This window comes from Agromyces sp. CCNWLW213, assembly GCF_037199545.1.
In the GTDB taxonomy this organism is placed as follows: domain Bacteria; phylum Actinomycetota; class Actinomycetes; order Actinomycetales; family Microbacteriaceae; genus Agromyces.
Genome location: NZ_JBBBDX010000005.1, coordinates 36,216 through 56,227, shown reverse-complemented (window position 1 = coordinate 56,227; position 20,012 = coordinate 36,216). Strand labels below are relative to the sequence as shown.

The 20,012-nt window shown below is 72.7% G+C and carries 19 protein-coding genes; 9 read left to right on the top strand and 10 right to left on the bottom strand.

What is annotated here, in order from left to right:
- Positions 1-226: 226 nt before the first annotated feature.
- Positions 227-1,186 carry a TIGR03557 family F420-dependent LLM class oxidoreductase gene (locus tag WBQ80_RS11270; protein WP_336571591.1) on the top strand — a complete coding sequence of 320 codons (960 nt, stop codon included), beginning with the start codon at positions 227-229 and terminating at the stop codon, positions 1,184-1,186.
- Between the two features lie 34 nt (positions 1,187-1,220).
- Here the strand turns inward: WBQ80_RS11270 and WBQ80_RS11265 are convergent, their stop codons facing one another.
- Positions 1,221-1,703, bottom strand: a complete 483-nt coding sequence (locus tag WBQ80_RS11265; protein ID WP_336571590.1) for a hypothetical protein — start codon at positions 1,701-1,703, stop codon at positions 1,221-1,223.
- 236 nt (positions 1,704-1,939) lie between these two features.
- Between WBQ80_RS11265 and WBQ80_RS11260 the strand changes: the two genes are divergently transcribed.
- On the top strand, positions 1,940-3,457 hold the full coding sequence (locus tag WBQ80_RS11260; RefSeq protein WP_337282558.1) for a helix-turn-helix domain-containing protein: 1,518 nt from the start codon (positions 1,940-1,942) through the stop codon (positions 3,455-3,457).
- A 101-nt stretch (positions 3,458-3,558) separates the two neighbouring features.
- On the opposite strand, the gene WBQ80_RS11255 is transcribed toward WBQ80_RS11260, so the two are convergent.
- A complete protein-coding gene (locus WBQ80_RS11255) occupies positions 3,559-4,098 on the bottom strand; it encodes a PadR family transcriptional regulator (protein WP_336571588.1) in 540 nt (179 codons plus the stop codon).
- 127 nt (positions 4,099-4,225) lie between these two features.
- Between WBQ80_RS11255 and WBQ80_RS11250 the strand changes: the two genes are divergently transcribed.
- A complete protein-coding gene (locus WBQ80_RS11250) occupies positions 4,226-5,338 on the top strand; it encodes a serine hydrolase domain-containing protein (RefSeq protein ID WP_336571587.1) in 1,113 nt (370 codons plus the stop codon).
- Between the two features lie 21 nt (positions 5,339-5,359).
- On the opposite strand, the gene WBQ80_RS11245 is transcribed toward WBQ80_RS11250, so the two are convergent.
- The gene (locus WBQ80_RS11245; protein WP_336571586.1) at positions 5,360-6,166 is read right to left on the bottom strand and encodes a glycoside hydrolase family 16 protein; all 807 of its coding nucleotides are present in this window, start codon (positions 6,164-6,166) and stop codon (positions 5,360-5,362) included.
- A 118-nt stretch (positions 6,167-6,284) separates the two neighbouring features.
- Between WBQ80_RS11245 and WBQ80_RS11240 the strand changes: the two genes are divergently transcribed.
- The 3 genes from WBQ80_RS11240 (at position 6,285) to WBQ80_RS11230 (ending at position 8,797) form a co-directional block, all read left to right on the top strand.
- The gene (locus WBQ80_RS11240; protein WP_336571585.1) at positions 6,285-7,733 is read left to right on the top strand and encodes an NAD(P)/FAD-dependent oxidoreductase; all 1,449 of its coding nucleotides are present in this window, start codon (positions 6,285-6,287) and stop codon (positions 7,731-7,733) included.
- Entirely contained in the window at positions 7,730-8,116 is a 387-nt protein-coding gene (locus WBQ80_RS11235; RefSeq protein ID WP_336571584.1) for a cupin domain-containing protein, read from the top strand. Before WBQ80_RS11240 ends, WBQ80_RS11235 begins: the two co-directional genes overlap by 4 nt.
- A 126-nt stretch (positions 8,117-8,242) precedes the next feature.
- Positions 8,243-8,797 (top strand): MOSC domain-containing protein, encoded by a 555-nt coding sequence (locus WBQ80_RS11230; protein WP_336571583.1) that lies wholly within the window; start codon positions 8,243-8,245, stop codon positions 8,795-8,797.
- A 13-nt stretch (positions 8,798-8,810) separates the two neighbouring features.
- On the opposite strand, the gene WBQ80_RS11225 is transcribed toward WBQ80_RS11230, so the two are convergent.
- The 3 genes from WBQ80_RS11225 to WBQ80_RS11215 all read right to left on the bottom strand — a co-directional run bounded on the left by WBQ80_RS11225 (position 8,811) and on the right by WBQ80_RS11215 (position 11,837).
- Positions 8,811-9,533 (bottom strand): winged helix-turn-helix transcriptional regulator, encoded by a 723-nt coding sequence (locus WBQ80_RS11225; protein WP_336571581.1) that lies wholly within the window; start codon positions 9,531-9,533, stop codon positions 8,811-8,813.
- A gap of 13 nt (positions 9,534-9,546) precedes the next feature.
- A complete protein-coding gene (locus WBQ80_RS11220) occupies positions 9,547-10,014 on the bottom strand; it encodes a VOC family protein (RefSeq protein ID WP_336571580.1) in 468 nt (155 codons plus the stop codon).
- Positions 10,015-10,145: 131 nt separating this feature from the next.
- On the bottom strand, positions 10,146-11,837 hold the full coding sequence (locus WBQ80_RS11215; protein ID WP_336571579.1) for a PucR family transcriptional regulator: 1,692 nt from the start codon (positions 11,835-11,837) through the stop codon (positions 10,146-10,148).
- A 112-nt stretch (positions 11,838-11,949) separates the two neighbouring features.
- Here WBQ80_RS11215 and WBQ80_RS11210 point away from each other — a divergent pair, with 112 nt between their 5' ends.
- From WBQ80_RS11210 to WBQ80_RS11200, 3 genes are all read left to right on the top strand, one after another.
- A complete protein-coding gene (locus WBQ80_RS11210; RefSeq protein ID WP_336571578.1) occupies positions 11,950-13,500 on the top strand; it encodes a CoA-acylating methylmalonate-semialdehyde dehydrogenase in 1,551 nt (516 codons plus the stop codon).
- A gap of 110 nt (positions 13,501-13,610) precedes the next feature.
- Positions 13,611-15,056 carry an aspartate aminotransferase family protein gene (locus WBQ80_RS11205; protein ID WP_336573571.1) on the top strand — a complete coding sequence of 482 codons (1,446 nt, stop codon included), beginning with the start codon at positions 13,611-13,613 and terminating at the stop codon, positions 15,054-15,056.
- 154 nt (positions 15,057-15,210) lie between these two features.
- The gene (locus WBQ80_RS11200) at positions 15,211-16,701 is read left to right on the top strand and encodes a flavin monoamine oxidase family protein (RefSeq protein WP_336573236.1); all 1,491 of its coding nucleotides are present in this window, start codon (positions 15,211-15,213) and stop codon (positions 16,699-16,701) included.
- On the opposite strand, the gene WBQ80_RS11195 is transcribed toward WBQ80_RS11200, so the two are convergent.
- The 4 genes from WBQ80_RS11195 to WBQ80_RS11180 all read right to left on the bottom strand — a co-directional run bounded on the left by WBQ80_RS11195 (position 16,698) and on the right by WBQ80_RS11180 (position 19,955).
- Positions 16,698-17,501, bottom strand: a complete 804-nt coding sequence (locus tag WBQ80_RS11195) for a Pr6Pr family membrane protein (protein ID WP_336573237.1) — start codon at positions 17,499-17,501, stop codon at positions 16,698-16,700. The genes WBQ80_RS11200 and WBQ80_RS11195 overlap by 4 nt on opposite strands.
- Before the next feature lie 56 nt (positions 17,502-17,557).
- Positions 17,558-18,349: an amino acid ABC transporter ATP-binding protein gene (locus tag WBQ80_RS11190; RefSeq protein ID WP_336573238.1), complete on the bottom strand. Its 792-nt coding sequence runs from the start codon at positions 18,347-18,349 to the stop codon at positions 17,558-17,560.
- Positions 18,336-19,001 carry an amino acid ABC transporter permease gene (locus tag WBQ80_RS11185; protein WP_336573239.1) on the bottom strand — a complete coding sequence of 222 codons (666 nt, stop codon included), beginning with the start codon at positions 18,999-19,001 and terminating at the stop codon, positions 18,336-18,338. Before WBQ80_RS11185 ends, WBQ80_RS11190 begins: the two co-directional genes overlap by 14 nt.
- Positions 19,002-19,130: 129 nt before the next feature.
- Positions 19,131-19,955, bottom strand: coding sequence for an amino acid ABC transporter substrate-binding protein (locus WBQ80_RS11180; protein ID WP_336573240.1), 825 nt, complete (start codon positions 19,953-19,955; stop codon positions 19,131-19,133).
- Between the last annotated feature and the right edge of the window lie 57 nt (positions 19,956-20,012).

Sequence of the window (20,012 nt, the reverse complement as noted above, 5' to 3'; positions counted from 1 at the left end):
CTAGGAGCGGCGAAGTCGGGCCAGAAGGGACTTGCGGGGATCGAACCGTGCGCGTATAACCCCGCGCGAGCCGGGTCGGGGCGAGAGGGAGCGGTCGCTACACGTCCCGGACCGGAGACGCAACCGGTTCCCGCGGCACCGCCGCCTGGGTACATTCGCTGGACGCGCGCTCGCCGAGCGGCCGGCCCGACCACGGCGCTCCGGGCGGCGCCGGGAGGGGGACCGCATGGCCGTGCAGTTCGGCTACAAGCTCGCCGCCGAGGCGTTCGACCCGAAGGAGCTCGTGCGCCAGGCGCGTCTCGCCGAGGAGGCGGGATTCGACTTCGTGGAGATGAGCGACCATTTCCACCCGTGGCTCGACGCGCAGGGGCACTCCCCGTTCGCCTGGTCGGTGCTCGGCTCGATCGCCGCGTCCACGGATCGCATCGGACTCGCCACCGGGGTGACGTGCCCCACCGTGCGGTATCACCCGGCGATCATCGCCCAGGCCGCCGCGACCGTCGCCCTGCTGAGCGACGGCCGGTTCACGCTCGGACTCGGCTCCGGTGAACGCCTGAACGAGCACGTGGTCGGCCAGGGGTACCCGTCGGTGTCCGACCGCCAGGCGATGCTGCGCGAGGCGATCGAGATCATCCGCCTGCTCTGGTCCGGCGGGTACCGGTCGTACGACGGCGCGTACCTCGCCCTCGAGGACGCCCGGATCTTCGACCTGCCCGACGAGCTGCCGCTCATCGCCGTCGCCGCGGGCGGCCCGCAGGCGGCCGAGCTCGCGGCCGAGCACGGCGACGCCTTGTTCGGCACCGACCCCGACGCCTCGCTCATCGAGGCGTACCGGGGGGCCGGCGGCTCGGGTCCGAGGTTCGGCGAGGTCGGCCTCGCGTGGGGGTCCGACGCGGATGCCGCCGCGCGGGCCGCGCACGAGACGTCGCGGTGGTCGCTGCTCGGCTGGAAGGTCATGAGCGAATTGCCGAACCCGGCGAACTTCGAGGAGGCGTCCGAGTTCATCCGGCTCGAGGACGTGCGCGAGCAGGTGCCGTGCGGTCCGGAGCCCGAGGTGCACGTCGAGGCGGTGCGGGCGTACCGCGAGGCGGGCTACGACCGCATCGCGATCATGAACCTCGGCCCCGATCCCGACGGATTCATCGAGTTCTTCGCGGACGAGCTGCGACCCGCGCTCGGCGACTGAGCGCCGGTCACGGGCCGCATCGGCTCGGACTCGATCAGGCGGTGCAGGCCTCCTGGACCTCCATGAACGCCTCGGTGAACGTCGTGAGGCCGGTCTGGATCGCGGTCACGTCGGCCGATGCCGGGTCCGCGGCGGCGTCGCGGATGAGGTCGAAGTACGACGTGGTCGCCGCCGCCGCCTCCTGCGCGATGGGCTCGAGCTCGGCGTTCGTCACCTCGTCGGTCGCGGCGACGATGGCCGACTCCGCCTCGTCGAGCGTGGCGATCGCGGCGTCGGGATCGTTCGTCATGTCGTCCATCAGCTGGTTCGGGTCGAGGCCGGCGAGGTTCTCGAGTCCGCCGACCATGGCGGCGCAGGCCTCGGCCTCGGTCTGGCCCGAGGCGCTCTCGGAGGCCGATTCGGACGGCGAGCTCGACGACTCGGCCTCGTTCGCGGCGGGACCGGCGGAGCAGCCGGCGAGGAGCAGGGCGGCGATCGCCGGCGCGACGAGCGCGGGCGACAGGCGGCGGAGGGTCACGGGAGGGTCCTTCGGGTCGTCGGCCCGCCGTGCGCGAGCCCCCGCCACTCTGTCATACGTCGGCCGCGGATGCTCGGGCGGCACCGAACATGGAGACCCGGTTCGCGTGCAGATCGGCGATTCTTCATCGGAGCCTGCCCGGTTTCGGCGCGAAATCCGGCAGATGGGGGTTGATGCGGCAGAACTTCCGCGATCCTTCCGTTTGCGACATCCGCGGCCCCATGTGACCATGGGGCATGGTCACCGCCGATCGCCTCCGCCCCGCCGCCCTCGCCGCGGCCCCCGCCGGGATCGTCGGCGCCCCGCCCGAGCCGGCACCCGAGGAGGTCGATGCGCTGACGCTCGGACGCCGCATCCGGGACCGACGGGTCGCCGCCGGCATGACGCTCGGGGCGCTCGCCGCGGCGATCGACCGCGCCCCCAGCCAGGTGTCGGCCATCGAGAACGGCAAGCGCGAGCCGCGCCTGTCGATGCTGCGAACGATCGCGCTCGCCCTCGGCACCACGGCCGACGAGCTCCTGCGACCCGACGCGCCCTCGGAGCGTGCCGCGCTCGAGATCGCGGTCGAGCGGGCACAGCGCGGGCCGGTGTTCTCCGCACTGGGCCTCGAGCCGTTCCGCGTCGCGAAGACGATGAGCGACCAGACGCTGCAGACCATCCTCGCGCTGCACAACGAGATCGACCGCCTGCACCGCGAGCGCGCGGCGACGCCGGAGGAGGCTCGACGCGCGAATGCGCAGCTGCGGGCCGAGATGCGCGCGCGCGACAACTTCTATCCCGAGCTCGAGGCGAAGGCGGCCGAGCTGCTCGAGGCCGTCGGCCACAGCGGCGGGCCGGTCTCCCACCAGCTCGTCGCCGACATGGCGAGTCACCTCGGCTACTCGCTGCACTACGTCGGCGACCTGCCGCATTCGACCCGGTCGGTCACCGACAAGCGCAACGGGCGCATCTACCTGCCGACGCAGCAGTCGCCGTCGCGCGACTCGCGCTCGCCGATCCTGCAGGCGCTGGCCTCGCACCTGCTCGGCCACGAGGAGCCGGGCAACTACGGCGACTTCCTGCGCCAGCGCATCGAGACGAACTACCTCACGGCCGCCATCCTGCTGCCCGAGCAGGCCGCGGTGCGCTACCTCACCGAGGCGAAGAACCTCCGCCGCATCTCGATGGAGGAGCTGCGCGATCACTTCGCGGTCTCGTACGAGACCGCGGCGCACCGGTTCACCAACCTCGCCACGGCCCGTCTGGACATCCCGGTGCACTTCATGAAGGTGCACGAGTCGGGCACGATCATCAAGGCGTACGAGAACGACGCCGTGCGCTTCCCGTCCGACGCGCTCGGCGCCGTCGAGGGCACGACGGTGTGCCGTCAGTGGACGGCGCGCACGGTGTTCGACGCCGAGGACCGCTTCACGCCCTACTCGCAGTACACGGACACGTCGACGGGCACGTTCTGGTGCACCTCGCGCATCGAGAAGGCCAAGGAGGGCGAGTACTCCGTCTCGGTCGGGGTGCCGTTCGAGCACGTGAAGTGGTTCCGCGGCCGCGAGACGCCGCGCCGTTCGGTCTCGCGGTGCCCCGACGAGTCGTGCTGCCGCCGCCCGCCGGCCACCCTCTCCGAGAAGTGGGCGGATGCCTCGTGGCCGGCCGCGCGCACGCCCACCTCGCTGCTCGCGGCACTGCCGACGGGCACCTTCCCCGGCGTCGACCCGACCGAGGTGTACCAGTTCCTCGAGGCGCACGCGCCCCGCGCCTGACCCTCGCCCGCCGCTCCACCGCCCTGCCGTCGCCCTCCCGACGGGTCGCAACACGCCGCGCTACCGCCCGCGCACGGCGTGCTGCGACTCCTCGGCGCGGATCAGCCCTCGCGCCCGGCGAGGTCGCGGAACCAGGCGAGCGCCGCTCGGTGCGACATCAGGCCGTAGTCGAGCGTCGCGCGCTGGTAGCGGAACACCCCGCGATACGCGTCGGGGATGTCGCCCGCCTGCGCATCGAGGGCGTCGGCGTACTCCTCGAGCCGCGAGAGCTCTCGTTCGACCTCGTCGGTGATGTGGTCGAGGATGCCGCGGCGCTCCCCCGCGCCATCGACGAGCCCGAGCAGGAACAGTCGCGAGAGCGCGGCCACCTCGAGGTCGCCGCCGGCGAGCGGCGAGCGGATCCACTCGTGGAACGCCCTCGCGCCGGCATCCGTCACGGAGTAGTTCTTCTTGTTCCGCCCGCTCTCGGTCGTGGCATGCACGGTCACGTGCCCGGCCGCGAGCAGGCCGCGGAGCGCGGACTGCAGGCTGCCGAAGCTCGCCCGGTAGAACAGCGACGGACCGCGCTCGAACTGCTTGTTCAGCGAGTAGAGCGTCTGCGGGCCGAGCAGCATGAGCAGTCCCAGGATCACGTGCCCCACGGTCGCTTCCCTCTCCGAACGGTCGAGCCGCGATCAGCCCTTGCCGACGGCGTCCCGCTCCCCTATGTTACTCAACGTGATATCACGAGTCGTGATATCACGAATCGCGACGAGAGGATTCTCGCAGATGACCGCCGCATCCGACTTCGCCGCGCGCGTCGACCGCCATCTCGAGCGGGTGACCGCACGACGGGGCGAGCTCGGCGCACCGCAGGTCGCGGTCCGCGCCCCGCGACTCGGGATCGACTACCGCTTCGGCGACCCGGCGACGCGCTTCCACGGCGCGAGCGTCGGCAAGCTGTTCACCGCCGCCCTCGTCATGCAGGCCGTCGCCGAGGGCGCGTTCACCGTCGACACCCCGCTGACCGCCCTGCTTCCCCACGAGGAGCTCGCGGGCCTGTTCGACACGGCCGGGTCGACGGATGCCGCGGGCGGGGCGACCGTGCACCACCTGCTCTCCCACACCGCCGGAGTCGCCGACTGCTTCGAGGGGCCGGTGACCGACGGGCGCACGCTGGTCGAGCTCGTCGTCGACGAACCGGACCGCTTCTGGACGCCGCGCGACCTGCTCGACTTCAGTCGCGATCGGCAGCGCCCCGTCGGCCGGCCGGGTCAGCGCTTCCACTACTCCGACACCGGGTACGTCCTGCTCGGACGCCTGCTCGAGGAAGCGACGGGTCGCGCGTTCCACGAGCTGCTGCACGAGCGCGTCGTCGAGCCGGTCGGCATGCCCGACAGCTCGCTCATGTTCCACTCGCGCCCCGTCCGGGACGGCGGTCCGGCGCTCGCGCCCGACGCCGGGCCGCTCGGCGGCACCGTCATCGCGCCCGTCCGGCTCGGCCGGCACGAGGTCACGGACCACCGCAGCCTCAGCTGCGACTGGGCCGGCGGCGGGATCGCGACCACCGCGCCGGACCTCCTCGCGTTCAGCGACGCGCTGCACCACGGTCGCCTGATCCGCGCGGAGCACCTCGCCTACCTGGCCGAGCCGCGCAACCGGTTCCGGCCCGGCATCCGCTACGGAGCCGGAACGATGCAGGTGCGGTTCGAGGGCCTGAGCCCGCTCCTCCGCGGCCTGCCGCGACCGATCGGCCACATCGGGATCCTCGCCACCCATGTCTGGCACGACCCGGTGCACGACGCCGAGATCGCGCTGAACTTCGGCTCCACCCGCGAGATGGTCCGCAGCTTCCGCACCCTCATCGAGATCGAGCGGGCACTGCAGCGCGCGAGCCGATGACGGGGGCGTCGTCGTCGCGGGTCAGCCGGCGCGATACCCCCGCACGGCGTGGACGGCGAACGATTGCGGGTACCTCGCCGTCGCGGGCGGCTCCGGCGGGAACGCGAACACGTCGAGCATGAGCTGCATCGGGTACTGCGGCGAGTGCGGCACGCGCCTGCGCACGAGGCCGTCGATCGAGAACACCACCTCGTCGGGTCGCCAGTCGACCGTGTAGGTGTGGGGTTCCCGGACGTCGTCGTGGAAGGCGACCTGCTCGAAGTCGTCGGTGATCGACGCGTCGCGGAACGGGTGCACGCCCATGCCGACGAGGGCGCTGCCGTCCTCGGCGATGTCGCGCCCGAAGACCTCGAACACGCAGATCTCGGCGGACTGCTCCGGCTCCTCCTCGATCCCGATCATCCAGAGGGCGGCCATGGCGTGCTCGTCGATGCCGTCGATGGCCGCCACGATCTCGACCCGCCCGAAATGCGGCGTGTAGAGGCGCCGATCGCCCTGCGCCTCGCGCACGACGAGCCCGTCGCGGAACGGGTGCTGTCCGGACTCCGACCCCACGGGCCCGGAGCGCACGGCGGTCTGCAGGTTGGACACCTGGGTGCGGCCGTCGTACTCGGCCGACCACTCCGGCTGGTCGGCGTCGATCCGGAGGCGGAGCACGCCGTCGGCCACGTCGTAGCGGGCGCGCGTCTGCTCGCGGCTGGACCACTGCGGGAGGTAGTGCGGGATCCACTGCGCCAGGTCGAGCTCGGGACCGGAGAGGTCGGCGTCGAACTCGAGCAGGTCGGGCGGAGGCGGCGGCACGGGCGGGGCGGGCGGCACGGCGGGCATGCCGTCGATCCTCCCCTGATCCGCCGACATCTGCAGCGGCCGTCCACAGGCGCTATTGTCCGCGTGTGCAATATGCGGCAAGATGGGACTCATCCGTACACGCTTGGAGTGATCCCGCATGGGAACGACCGTCTTCGAACGCCGCAGGCCCGCGGCATCCGTCATCGACCACGCCCTCGCCGTCGCGCGGCAGGCCGTCTTCTGGATCGACGACCTGCCCGACACGGCCAGGCGCGCCCGACCGCGCCTCGAGGGCGTCCGCACCGCCGACCTCGCGATCGTGGGCGGCGGGTACACGGGCCTCTGGACGGCCGTGCTCGCGAAGCGCGCCGACCCCGACCTGCGCGTGGTGCTCCTCGAAGGCAGGCGGATCGGCTGGGCGGCATCCGGCCGCAACGGCGGCTTCTGCGAGGCGAGCCTCACGCACGGGCGCGAGAACGGCCTGAACCGCTGGCCCGACGAGATCGACGAGCTCGACCGGCTCGGCCTCGCGAACCTCGACGCGATCGAGGCATCCGAGGCCGACCTCGGCATCGACGTCGAGTTCGAGCGCAACGGCTCGCTCGACGTCGCGGTCGAGCCCCACCAGGTCGAGTGGCTCCACGAGGCCGCAGCGGATGCCGCGAGCCGGGGCGACGACTCGGTGAAGCTGCTCGACGAGCACCGCGTGCGCGCCGAGGTCGACTCGCCCACCTATCTCGCGGGCCTCTGGAACACGCGCACGAGCGCCGTCCTGCACCCGGCGAAGCTCGCCGCCGAGCTCGCGCGCGTCGCCGAGGAGGCCGGCGTCGAGATCGTCGAGCGGTCGCCGGTGAAGCGGCTCGACACGCCGGGCTCGACCGGCGCCGTGCAGCTCGTCACCGATCACGGGCGCGTCGACGCGACCCGCGCCGTGCTCGCGACGAACGTCTTCCCGTCGCTGCTCAAGCGCAACCGGCTCATGACCGTCCCCGTCTACGACTACGTGCTCATGACCGAGCCGCTCTCGGCCGACCAGCAGCGGTCGATCGGATGGGCCAACCGGCAGGGCGTCGGCGATCTCGCCAACCAGTTCCACTACTCCCGGATGACGCGCGACGGGCGCATCCTCTACGGCGGCTACGACGCGATCTACTACGCCGGCGGCCGCATCCGCGACCGCTACGAGGACCGCCCCGAGAGCTTCGAGAAGCTCGCGAGCCACTTCTTCACGACCCACCCGCAGCTCGAGGGCCTGCGCTTCACGCACAAGTGGGCGGGCGCGATCGACACGTCGACGCAGTTCACCGCGTTCACCGGGGTCGCCCGCGAGGGCCGCGTCGCCTACGCCTCGGGGTTCACCGGCCTCGGCGTCGCCTCGACGCGGTTCATGGCCGAGACCATGCTCGACCTCCTCGCCGGTCGCGACACCGAGCGCACGCGGCTGAAGATGGTGCGCACGAGGCCGCTGCCGTTCCCGCCCGAGCCCGCGGCATCCGTCGGCATCAACCTCACCCGCTGGTCGCTCGACCGTGCCGACCACGACCTCGGCCGGCGCAACCTCCTGCTGAAGACGCTCGACGCGCTCGGCCTGGGGTTCGACTCGTGAGGGGCGCCGAGGGCGCCGGGGCGCTCGCCCGGCTCGTCGCGGGTTCGGTGACGGATGCCGCGGCGCTGCCGCTCGAGCACGAGCCGGTGCCGTCCGACCAGGTCGTCGCGGGCGCGCCGACCACGGGATACGCGCCGGTCGACGAGCCGGCTGCCGGCGGGGCGGGCGAGCTCGGCGTCTGGGAGATGACCCCGGGCGCGATGCGCGACACCGAGGTGGACGAGGTGTTCCTCGTCATCGCGGGCGCCGCGACCGTGGAGTTCATCGAGCCGGCCCTGCCGCGCATCGAGCTGCGCCCCGGCTCCGTCGTGCGTCTCGAGGCGGGCATGCGCACGGTCTGGACGGTCGCCGCGACGCTGCGCAAGCTCTTCATCGCCCGCTGATCCCGGCGCGCCCCCTCCCCCGGCATCGCGCCTCGAGTCGCCAGGAACCGACCCTCCCGCGCGCGGGAAGATCGATTCGCGGCGACTCGGCGGCGGGGCGCGGCCGACACGGCGGATACTTGAGCGATGGAGTCCGAGTCGCCCGAGCCCGCCGTCGTGGCCGTCGCGCGCGACGACCGCCACCGCTTCTCCAAGCCGCAGCGGGACGAGGTCGTGCTCGTCGCCGGTCACGGCGTCGAGGGCGACGCGCACGCGGGCACGACGGTCACGCGCCGGTCCCGGTTCCGCGGCACCCGGACCGAGCCGAACCGACGCCAGGTGCACCTCATCCAGGGCGAGCTCTTCGACGAGCTCGCCGTCGAGGGGCACGAGGTCGCACCCGGCGAACTCGGCGAGAACGTGACGACCACGGGCGTCGACCTGCTCGCGTTGCCGCTCGGCACCCGCCTCCGCCTCGGCGCCTCGGCCGAGGTCGAACTCACCGGACTGCGCACCCCGTGCGTGCAGATCGACCGGTTCCAGCCCGGCCTCATGGTGCGGATGATCCGCCGTGAGCGCGGCGCGACCCGGCTCCGCGCCGGGGTCATGGCCGTCGTGCTCGAGGGTGGCGTCGTCCGGCCGGGCGACGCCATCGCGATCGACCTGCCGGCCGGTCCCCACGAGCCGCTTCCGCGCCTCTGAGGGGTCCGAGCAGTCAGGCGACGGATGCCGCGGGCGCGCCGGTCCCGCCGTGCGGCTCGACGGGATCGATGCGGAACGTGCGCCGGAAGCGCTCGACGGATTCGAGGTCGCCCGCGAGGAGCTGCACCCCCGCGGCATCCGACCGGCCGGCGAGCAGCTCGGCGAACTCGGCCGGCTCGAGCGCGAATTCGCACGTCGCCTCGAAACCCGGCTCGGGCCCCGATCGCCGGGGCTGCGGAAGTGCGCCGGGCCCGATGGGCACGACGTCGAAGGTCGCTCCGACGACCTCGACGACGACGGATGCCTCGCCGACGTGGAGCACGTACTCGGTCGGCGGCGCCCCCGCCGCGGCATCCGCCCGGAACGCCGCCCGCAACGCCGTCGCCAGCGCCTCGCGCGTGAGCTGCTCACCCTCGGCGGGCTCGCCGAGCAGCGACCAGCCCCATCGCTCGAGGGCGACGATCACGGGCTCGAGGTCGCGCCCCGGCGCGGTGAGCTCGTACCCGCCGCGCACCGTGGGGACGCGGCGGATGACGCCGGCCTCCTGCAGTTCCTTGAGCCGGTCGCTGAGGATGTTGGTGGGGATGCGCGGCAGCCCCGCCTTCAGGTCGCTGTACCGGCGGGGGCCGACGAGCAGGTCGCGGACGATGAGCAGCGCCCACCGTTCTCCGACCCGCTCGAGGGTCCGTGCGACGCCGCCGTACTGGCCGAAGCCGCGGGCGGCGCGTGTCGCCATTCGCCGGGCCCGGTCAGGCCGTGCCGGTGCCGGCGCCCGACGCTGCGGCCTGCTCGGCGAGGTACGCCTCGGGGCCCTTCTCGACGGCGGCCGGCTCCATGTAGAGGTACCCGAGGATGTTCCCGTCCGGGTCCTCGAGGTCGCGGGAGTACATGAAGCCGTAGTCCTGCGCCTCGCGCGGTTCGGTGCCGCCGGCCGCCAGGGCCTTGGCCATCATCTGGTCGACCGCCTCGCGCGACTCGCAGGTCAGCGACACGGCCATCTGCGCGTGGGTCTTCGGGTCGACGATCTCCTTGTCGGTGAACGTGCCGAGGAACTCCCGCGTGAGCACCATGAAGTACAGATTCTCGTCGAGCACGACGCACGCGGCGTTCTCGTCGGTGAAGTTCGGGTTGATGCTGTAGCCCAGCGCCTCGTAGAACGCCTTGGAGCGGTCGAGGTCGGTCGTGGGGAAGTTCACGAAGATGTTGGTCGCGGTCATGGTGTCCTCCGGTGGTGTGGTCGCGGATGGTGCCTGATGCGCCCAGCTTGCTCTTTGCAAGTAAACTTGTCAATAGCAAGTGAGGGGTTCGTCCATCAGTCGATCAGTCGGCCCAGCGCGCACCCGCCGCCTCAGCGAACACGGGCGCCGCGCCGCACGAGCAGCGCGAGGTGCAGCGCCGTGAGGGTCTCGCCGTCGTCGAGGTCGGCGCCGAGCAGGTCGCCGATGAGCGTGAGCCGCTGGTAGAACACCGACCGCGAGAGGTGGCTCGACTGCGCCGCCGCCGTGCGGTTGCCCGGGTGCGCGAGCAGGGCGCCGAGCACGTCGAGCAGGTCGCCGCCGCGGGCCAGGTCGTGCTCGACGAGGGGGGCGAGCATGCGCTCGCCGAGCTCCTGCAGCCGGTGGTCGTCGCGGAGCGAGGTCACGAGCCGCACGAGCGGGCGGTCCTCCGACCGCCGCACCACGATCCCCCGCGCCTGGCGCGGCAGTGGCGTGGCGGCGAGGTCGAGCGCCTCCTGCACCGAGACGAGCAGGCCGTCGAGGTCGCCGGCGCGCGAGCCGATCGCGAGCGAGGCTGCGGCGGCGTCCCCCGAGCCGGCGTCGGTCGACGTGCCCGCGGCGAGCGCCGTTCCGAACCGTCGCGCGGCCGCGTCGTCGAACCGCGTGCCGGCGGGCAGCGAGAGCAGCACCACGCGAGCGGATGGCACGGCGCCCTCACCCGGCGTGCGGCCCTCGATCGCGCGCCCGCCGAGCGCGCGCGCCGCGGCATCCGCCTCGCCCCCGCCGGAGCGGCCGGTCGCCACGACCCCGTACAGTTCGGCGCCCGTGACCGGCAGCCCCGCCGCCTCGAGCCGGGCCGCCGCCCCGCCCGGCCCGGCGAACCTGCCGGAGAGCAGGTGCTCGACGAGGCGCTGCCGGCCGACGCGCCCCCACGTGTCATCGTCGCCGTCGGCCAGGCGCCCGAGTGCGAGCGCGATCGCGCCCTGCTCGAGCACGCCCGTCCGCCCGGCGGGGTGGACGGGGCCCGGCAGCGCGACGAGATGGCCCCAGCGGATGCCGCGCGCCTCGACCGGGACGATGAGCCAGCCGCCGGTCGCGCCGGCCTCGGACGCGACGCGCCGATGGGCCTCGCGGGATCGCCGCTGCCATCGGCCGAGCAGCTCCTCCTCGGCGTCGGGCGGGAGGTCGGCCGCGACGACCTCGTGCGCGAGGTTCTCGAGCACGACCGGCGCGCCGAGGGTCTGCGCGAGCTGCTGCACGATGTAGTCGGCCGGCGCTCCGCGCAGGGCGAGCGTCGTGAACCGCTCGCGCACCTCGTCGCGGGCGTGCAGCGCCATGGTCTGCTCGGCGATGATGCGCCGGTGCACGGCCTCGGTGAGCGCGACGAACTTGACCTCGCGGTGGAGTGCGGCCAGTGCGAGGCCGTGCACGGCGGCCGCCTGCACGACGACCGCGGGCACGTAGCGGTAGTGCACGCCGAGCTCGAGCACGAGCCCCGCGATGCCGACCTCGTGGAGCTCGGCGATGAACGAGCGCAGCTCGTCGGGCTCGGCGGGCCATCCCGACCCGGTCGAGAGCAGGAGCTCGCCGCCGTTCAGCAGGCGCGCGACGCCCACGCTGTCGGACACGTGCACCCACCGCACGCGCGCGTCCAGGGCGGCGTCGCCGACCAGCACCTCCGGGACGCCCGCGGCGACCGCCTCGAGCGCGAGGATCTCTCGGACGGTCGGGAGGGCCGCATCGCCGGCGGCGTGGTTCGCGCCGCGCGGGAGACCATCCGGACGATCCGTACGATCACTCGGGTTTTCGCGACGCTCTGGCACCCTCGGCTCCACTCGCTCTCTGTCAGGCTGGGCATCACCAGCGTACCGAGCCGCCGGTCGATCTGTCCGATTCGGGACATCCGGCGACACCGCACCCCACCGAAGGACTGCAATGAGCCTCACCGAGACCGCCACCTCGTCCGCCGCGACCGTCGATGTGCCGCAGATCGGCCACTGGATCGACGGCGCGCTGCGCGCGTCCACGTCCGGCCGGACCGCGCCCGTGTACAACCCCGCCACCGGCGCCGTCCGGGCCGAGGTCGCCCTCGCCGACCAGGCCGAGATCGACGCCGCGATCGCCTCGGCGCAGCGCGGGTTCGAGGTCTGGAGCGGGTACTCGGTCGCGAAGCGCCAGAGCGTGCTCTTCGCGTTCCGCGAGCTGCTCAACGCGCGGAAGGGCGAGCTCGCCGCGATCATCACCGCCGAGCACGGCAAGGTCCTCTCCGACGCGATGGGCGAGATCCTCCGCGGCCAGGAGGTCGTCGAGCTCGCGACCGGGTTCCCGCACCTGGTCAAGGGCGCCTTCTCCGAGAACGCCTCGTCGGGCATCGACGTCTACTCGCTCAAGCAACCGCTCGGCGTGGTCGGCGTCATCAGCCCCTTCAACTTCCCCGCCATGGTGCCGATGTGGTTCTTCCCGATCGCGATCGCCGCGGGCAACGCCGTCGTGCTGAAGCCCAGCGAGAAGGACCCGTCGGCCGCGCTCTGGCTCGCGGAGCTGTGGAAGGAGGCGGGGCTGCCCGACGGCGTGTTCACGGTCCTGCAGGGCGACAAGCTCGCGGTCGACGGCCTCCTCACGTCGCCCGTGGTGCAGTCGATCTCGTTCGTCGGCTCGACCCCGATCGCCCAGTACATCTACGAGACCGCGTCGAAGCACGGCAAGCGCGTCCAGGCCCTCGGCGGCGCCAAGAACCACATGCTCGTCCTGCCCGACGCCGACCTCGACCTCGTCGCCGACTCCGCCGTGAACGCGGGCTACGGCGCCGCGGGCGAGCGCTGCATGGCGATCTCCGTCGTGCTCGCCGTCGAGCCCGTCGCCGACGACCTCATCGCGAAGATCTCCGAGCGCATCGCCCGGCTGAAGATCGGCAACGGCGCCGGCATCGACGGCGTCGAGCCCGACATGGGCCCGCTCATCACCGACGTGCACCGCGACAAGGTCGCCTCGTACGTCGACATCGCCGAGGCCGACGGCGCGACCGTCGTGGTCGACGGCCGCGGCTTCACGGTCGACGGCCACGAGGACGGCTTCTTCTTCGGCCCGACGCTGCTCGACCGCGTGCCCACCACGTCGCGCGCGTACACCGAGGAGATCTTCGGGCCGGTGCTCTCGGTCGTGCGCGTCGCCTCGTACGACGAGGGCCTCGACCTCATCAACTCCGGCGAGTTCGGCAACGGCACGGCGATCTTCACGAATGACGGCGGCGCCGCGCGGCGCTTCCAGAACGAGGTGCAGGTCGGCATGGTCGGCATCAACGTGCCGATCCCGGTGCCGGTCGCCTACCACTCGTTCGGCGGATGGAAGAAGTCGCTCTTCGGCGACAGCAAGGCCTACGGCGTGCACGGCTTCGACTTCTTCACGCGCGAGAAGGCCGTCACCAGCCGCTGGCTCGACCCGGCCACGCACGGCGGCATCAACCTCGGCTTCCCCCAGAACCACTGACCCTTCCTCTCTCCACCTCCCCCCTTCCTCCCGAGGGGTCGCGACACGCCGCGCGCCGGAGCGCGCGGACGGCGTGTCGCGACCCCTCGGAACTCCACAGGAGCAACCACATGACCGACACGCTCATCCCCGCAGGGACGACGGATGCCGCGACGACGGATGCCGCGACCACGGCCTCGTACGTCGACCGCCACGGCACGCGGCATCCGCTGCCCGACGCCGCCGCCGAGGCGCAGGTGCGCGCCGACGACCGCCGCCACGTGTTCCACTCGTGGAGCGCGCAGGCGCTGATCGACCCGCTGCCCGTCGCCGCGGGCGAGGGCTCGACGTTCTGGGACTACGAGGGCAACGCGTACCTCGACTTCAGCAGCCAGCTCGTCAACCTCAACCTCGGCCACCAGCACCCCGACCTGGTCGCCGCGATCCAGGAGCAGGCCGGCCGGCTCGCGACCATCCAGCCCGCGCTCGCGAACGACGTGCGCGGCGAGCTGGCCCGCCGCATCGCCGAGGTGGCCCCCGGCGACCTCGACAAGGTGTTCTTCACGAACGGCGGCGCCGACGCGAACGAGCACGCGGTGCGGATGGCGCGCGCCGTCACCGGCCGCCGCAAGGTGCTGTCGATGTACCGCAGCTACCACGGCGGCACCGCGACGGCGATCTCGCTCACGGGCGACCCACGGCGGTGGTCGAACGAGCCGAGCGACGGCAGCGTCGTGCACTTCCTCGGGCCGTACCCGTACCGCTCGTCCTTCCACGCCTCGAACGAGGCCGAGGAGACCGAGCGGGCGCTCGCGCACCTCGAGCAGGTCATCACGCTCGAGGGTGCGAACACGGTCGCGGCGATCATCATCGAGACGGTCGTCGGCACGAACGGCGTGCTCGTGCCGCCGCCCGGCTACCTGCAGGGCGTGCGCGAGATATGCGACCGGCACGGCATCGTCTACATCGCCGACGAGGTCATGGTCGGCTTCGGCCGGGTCGGCGAGTGGTTCGCGGTGAACCACTTCGGCGTCGTTCCCGACCTCATCACGTTCGCGAAGGGCGTGAACTCGGGCTACGTGCCGCTCGGCGGCGTGGTCATCTCCCAGCGCATCGCGTCGCACTTCGACACCGTGCCGTTCGCCGGCGGGCTCACCTACTCGGGTCACCCGCTCGCGTGCGCGGCGGGCGTCGCGACGTTCGAGGTGTTCGAGCGCGACGGCATCCTCGAGCGCGTGCGCGACCTCGGCTCGCGGGTCGTGGGGCCGCGGCTGCGCGAGATCGCGGAGCGGCATCCGTCGGTCGGCGAGGTGCGCGGGCTCGGCCTGTTCTGGGCGATCGAACTCGTGCGCGACCGCGGGACGCGCGAGCCGCTCGTGCCGTTCAACGCGGCCGGGGCGGATGCCGCGCCCATGGCGAAGGTCGCTGCGGCGTGCAAGCAGGCGGGCCTCTGGCCGTTCATCCACTTCAACCGGATGCACGTCGCCCCGCCGCTCGTCATCACCGAGGAGGAGCTCGTGCGGGGCCTCGACATCATCGACGCCGCGCTCGGGCTCGCCGACGCCGAGCTGGGCTGACACACCGGCCAACCGGCTGACCGGCGAGCCGGGTTCGCAGGACGACACGCGCGACGGGCCTCACCCCGGGCCCCCGACCGCCCGCGTCCTGCGAACCCGGACCGCGCGGCCGCCGAGCGCCGCCCCCGCGGGGCGAGCGGCTAGCCTGAGGCACATGGACGCACGGGGGCCCGCCGGTCGGATGCCGCGACGTGCGTTCCTCGCCACGGCCCTGTCGGGTGCGGCGCTCGCCCTCACCGCCTGCACCGACGGTCGCCCGGACCCGACCGCATCGCCCGCCCCCACGGGCACGCGCACGCCGACGCCCGGTGCCACGGCGGCCGGCGTCCCGCAGCCCGTCGCGTTCCGTCGCTCGCGCTGGACCGCGGATCCGTTCGTCCGCGGCGCGTTCAGCTTCGACGGCGTGGGGGCGGACGCCGAGCTCCGCGCCGCGCTCGGCGAGCCGATCGAAGACCGACTCGTGATCGTGGGTGAGGCGACGTCGGCGACGGCGCCCGGCACCGTGCACGGCGCCTACAACGAGGGCCTCCGCGCGGGGCGTGCGATGGCCGACGTCGCCGAGGAGGGCGACCGGGTCGCGGTCATCGGCGCGGGCATCGCCGGGCTCGCCGCCGCCCGCACGCTCGCGGATCGCGGAATCGACGTGGTCGTGATCGAGGCGTCCGACCGGCTCGGAGGACGCCTGCACTCGATCGAGGACGACGACTTCGCCGGGCCCGTCGAGCTCGGCAGCCCGTTCGTGTCCGACCTCGCCACGATGCGGTCGGTCCTGCGCCGGGCCGCGGTGGCCACCCGGCGGTTCACGCCCGTGCTCGACGTCCGCACACCCGACGGCGCCGACCTCGGACCGCCGCCGCCCACCGGTGCCGACGCCGTCGCCGCAGCGCACGCCTGGGCGCTCGCGCAGCCCTCCGACGTCTCGCTCACCACCGCACTCGTCGACTCCGGTGTCGTCCCGCTCCCGCGCGAACCCGACGACCTCGGACTGAGCCCCACCGACTGGCTCCGCCACGCGCTCGCGAGCGGGATCGAGCCGGCGACCGGCACGACGCCCACGCGACTGTCCGCGCAGCGCCTCGACGTGGAACGCGTGTGGCGCCCGACCGGCCAGGTCACGGGCGGATGGACCGGGCTGCTCGACCAGCTGTCCGAGGGCGTCGACATCGCCGGCGGCAGCGTCGTCACCGAGGTCGCCGTCGACGACCGCGGCGTCGGGCTCCGCCTGGACACGGGCGAGTCGATCAGGGTGCAGCGCGCCATCGTGACCGCCTCGATCGGCGTGCTGCGGACCGACACGATCGCGTTCGCCCCTCCGCTGCCGCTCCGCCACCAGCGGGCGATCTCCCTGCTGGGCATGGGCGCGGTGGACCTCGTGTGGCTCCGGTTCGACGCGCCCTTCTGGCGCGCCACGACGGATGCCACGCCCGGCCCGCTTCCCGGCCGCGGCACGCCGAACGTGCTCACGGTCGCGGGCGCGACGCCGACCGTCGCGGCCTGGCTCGACCTCGGCCAGGACCCGCGCCGACCCGCGCTCGTCGGCATGCTCGCCGCCGAGCACGCACGCCGCGTCGCGGAGATCGACGACGACGACGAGGCCCTCGAGGTCGTGCTCGACGCCCTCGCGCCCTTCGCCGCGACCGGCTAGCGGCGGTCGGCGCCGACGAGCCACTCCGCGGGCGACGTGGGCGGGATCGCGCCGGCCCCCCGCCCTGCGGCATCCCTCGCCTCGGCCGCCTCGGCCGCCAGCCGCCGCCGGTGCACCCGCCGGCGCACGCCGCGGCGCTCGAGCCGCCGGTGCACCGCGACGAGGACCGCCGTGATCGCGACGAAGATGAGCAGCACGATCGCGCAGTACGCCAGCACGCCGCCGTACCCGCCGACCTGCGACTCGTCGAGGAAGAAGTACGGGTACCAGCCGATCTGCGCGCCGCGCAGCAGGGTGTAGGCGAGCCACACCGTGGGGAAGAGGAGCACGAAGCCGACCGTCGACCACGGCACGGGCGGATTCACGGCCATGGTCGCGTCGACGGTCCAGGCGATGAGCGCGAGCACCGGCACCACGAAGTGCAGCAGCGTGTCGGACCACGGCACCTCCAACCGGTAGTCGCGGCTCGACGCCTGCACGGCGATGAGCGCGAACACCACCCCCGAGACGAGGAGGTAGACGGTGGCCATGGTGCGGAACACGCCCAGCCACACCGGGTCGCGCACGCGGAACCACGCGAACCACGCGGCGACGACGAGCGTCGCGACCGCGAGCATGGCCGACTGCACGGTGAAGTAGCTGAAGAAGTTGAGCGAGGCGAACAGCGGGAAGCGCAGCACGTACTGGTAGTTCGCGATGAGCGCGACGACCTCGAGCACGGCGATCGCGAGCCGGAAGATCCCGAGCCAGCGCCTCGCGGTCGTCACCCCTGCGGCGGAGCCGGTGACGGACGCGGGCATGCCCTCACGTTACGCGCCCGGCGCGGACGGACGCTGGGCGCCTCGCGACGCCCGCGTCAATCGAGCGGGCGGAGGATCCGGTCCAGGAACCTCCGCGTGCGCTCCTCGCGCGGGTTCGTGAAGATGTCGCGGGGTCCTCCCCGCTCGACGATGACGCCGCCGTCCATGAAGAGCACCTCGTCGGCGGCCTGTCGGGCGAACGCGAGCTCGTGCGTCACGACGACCATGGTCCAGCCCTCGTCGGCGAGCTCCTTGATGACGTGCAGCACCTCGCCCACGAGCTCGGGGTCGAGCGCGCTCGTCGGCTCGTCGAAGAGGAGCAGGTCGGGCTTCAGCGCCAGCGCCCGCACGATGCCGACGCGCTGCTGCTGCCCGCCGGAGAGCTGGAACGGGTACTGGTCGCGCTTCTCGGCGAGCCCGACGCGCTCGAGCAGTGCGGATGCCTCGGCGAACGCCTGCGCCTTCGGCACGCGCTGCACGCGCAGCGGCCCCTCGACGACGTTCTCGATCACGGTCATGTGCGGGAACAGGTTGTGATGCTGGAACACCATCGCGGACCGGTCGCGCATGGCGATGCGATCCCCCTTCGAGAGCGGCCGCGAGAAGTCGATCGCGGGGCCGCCGTCGAACTCGAGGGAACCGCCATCCGGCGTCTCGAGGCCGTTGAGCGAGCGCAGCACGGTGGTCTTGCCCGACCCGCTGGGCCCGATGAGCGTGACGACCTCGCCGCGACGCACCGAGAAGTCGATGCCCCGCAGCACCTCGTGGTCGCCGAACGACTTGCGGATGCCGCGTGCCGTGAGCAGCACCCCGGCCTCCCCCGACGCGGCGTCGTCAGTGCGCGACATAGCGGTCCAATCTCCTCTCGAGCACCGACTGCCCGCCCGACAGCACGAGGCAGAACAGCCAGTAGATGAGCGCGGCCTCGACGTAGATGAGCATGAACTCGAACGTGGCCGACGCGATCTCCTGCGAGACGCGGAACAGCTCGGTCACGAGGATGAGCGACGCGAGCGAGCTGTCCTTCACGAGCGAGATGAACGTGTTCGAGAGGGGCGGCACCGAGACCCGCGCGGCCTGCGGCAGGATGACGCGGCGCAGCGTCGTCGCGGACGACATCCCGATGGTGTACCCGGCCTCCCACTGGCCCTTCGGCACCGACAGGATCGCCGCGCGGATCACCTCGGCGGCGTACCCGGCCACGTTGAGCGAGAACGCGATGATCGCGCTCGGCCACGGATCGATGGTCGCGCCGATCGACGGCAGGCCGTAGAAGATCACGAAGAGCTGCACGAGCAGCGGCGTGCCGCGGATCACCGAGATGTAGAACCGGGCGACGTTCGAGACGACCCGGTTCTTCGACAGGCGCATCAGCGCCACGACGAGCGCGAGCACGAGGCCGATCGCGAACGACGCGAGCGACAGCGGGATCGTGCCGCTGATGCCGCCCCACACGATCGGCCAGAACGAATCGAGGAAGAGCTGCACGCTCTCGTTCACCGGCTCACATCCCCTCGGCCGTCGACGGATGCCGCGGGTGCGGCCTCCCGCCCAATGTTGCCACCCGTGCGGAGCGTCGCCGTCCCGGCGCCCTCATCGGACGGGAACGGCGACGCTCGCGCTCGCGGACTACTCGGAGACGTCGGTGCCGAAGTACTTCTCGCCGAGCTCGGCGAGCACGCCCTCCTCGCGGAGTTCCGCGAGCGCCTCGTCGATCGCCTCGACGAGGGCCTCCTTGTCCTGGGTGAGGGCGAACGCGCTCTCGGAGGTCTCCTCGGTCTCGGCGGCGACCTCGATCGCGGCATCCGGGGTCGTGTTCACGTAGTCGAGGAACGTGAGCTCGTCGTTGATCGTCGCGTCGACGCGGCCCTGCTGGAGCAGCGAGACGGACTGCGCCCAGCCCTCGACGGCCTCGACGTTCGCGCCGGACTCGGTCGCGAGCTCGTACCAGTTGCTCGTGAGCGACTGGGCGGTGGTCTTGCCCTCGAGGTCGTCGAACGACGAGATCGAGCTGTCGCCCTCGTTGACGACGATCACGCCGCGGGACACGGTGTAGGGGGCGCTGAAGAGGTACTGCTCCTCGCGCTCCGGGGTGATCGAGACCTGATTGGCGATCACGTCGAAGCGGCCGGCGTCGAGGCCCGCGAAGATCGCGTCCCACTGGGTCTCCTGGAAGGCGACCTCCAGCCCGAGCTTCTCGGCGACGGCCTCGGCGACCTCGACGTCGTAGCCGACGAGGTCGCCCGAGCCGTCCTCGTGGAAGCTGAACGGACGGTACGTGCCCTCGGTGGCGACGGTGAGCGTGCCGGCCTGCACGAGGCCGTAGTCGTCGCCCGCGGCATCCGTCGCCCCGGAGCCGGAACCCGAGCCGCCGTCGCCGCTCGAGCAGGCGGCGAGCGCGATGACGGCGGCGGATGCGGCGGCGAGGCCGAGGATCGTGCGGGTGCGGGTCATGGATGGGGCTCCGTTCGTGACGTGTCGGTGGCGGCGGGCGTCGTGCGCCGGATGCCG

Coding starts and splice junctions, on each gene's coding strand:
- WBQ80_RS11245 (WP_336571586.1), bottom strand. CDS start 6,166: ATGCCCGCCGTGCCGCCCGCCCCGCCCGTGCCGCCGCCTCCGCCCGAC.
- WBQ80_RS11195 (WP_336573237.1), bottom strand. CDS start 17,501: ATGCCCGCGTCCGTCACCGGCTCCGCCGCAGGGGTGACGACCGCGAGG.
- WBQ80_RS11270 (WP_336571591.1), top strand. CDS start 227: ATGGCCGTGCAGTTCGGCTACAAGCTCGCCGCCGAGGCGTTCGACCCG.
- WBQ80_RS11240 (WP_336571585.1), top strand. CDS start 6,285: ATGGGAACGACCGTCTTCGAACGCCGCAGGCCCGCGGCATCCGTCATC.
- WBQ80_RS11260 (WP_337282558.1), top strand. CDS start 1,940: ATGGTCACCGCCGATCGCCTCCGCCCCGCCGCCCTCGCCGCGGCCCCC.
- WBQ80_RS11230 (WP_336571583.1), top strand. CDS start 8,243: ATGGAGTCCGAGTCGCCCGAGCCCGCCGTCGTGGCCGTCGCGCGCGAC.
- WBQ80_RS11205 (WP_336573571.1), top strand. CDS start 13,611: ATGACCGACACGCTCATCCCCGCAGGGACGACGGATGCCGCGACGACG.
- WBQ80_RS11200 (WP_336573236.1), top strand. CDS start 15,211: ATGGACGCACGGGGGCCCGCCGGTCGGATGCCGCGACGTGCGTTCCTC.
- WBQ80_RS11225 (WP_336571581.1), bottom strand. CDS start 9,533: ATGGCGACACGCGCCGCCCGCGGCTTCGGCCAGTACGGCGGCGTCGCA.
- WBQ80_RS11210 (WP_336571578.1), top strand. CDS start 11,950: ATGAGCCTCACCGAGACCGCCACCTCGTCCGCCGCGACCGTCGATGTG.
- WBQ80_RS11180 (WP_336573240.1), bottom strand. CDS start 19,955: ATGACCCGCACCCGCACGATCCTCGGCCTCGCCGCCGCATCCGCCGCC.
- WBQ80_RS11220 (WP_336571580.1), bottom strand. CDS start 10,014: ATGACCGCGACCAACATCTTCGTGAACTTCCCCACGACCGACCTCGAC.
- WBQ80_RS11250 (WP_336571587.1), top strand. CDS start 4,226: ATGACCGCCGCATCCGACTTCGCCGCGCGCGTCGACCGCCATCTCGAG.
- WBQ80_RS11190 (WP_336573238.1), bottom strand. CDS start 18,349: ATGTCGCGCACTGACGACGCCGCGTCGGGGGAGGCCGGGGTGCTGCTC.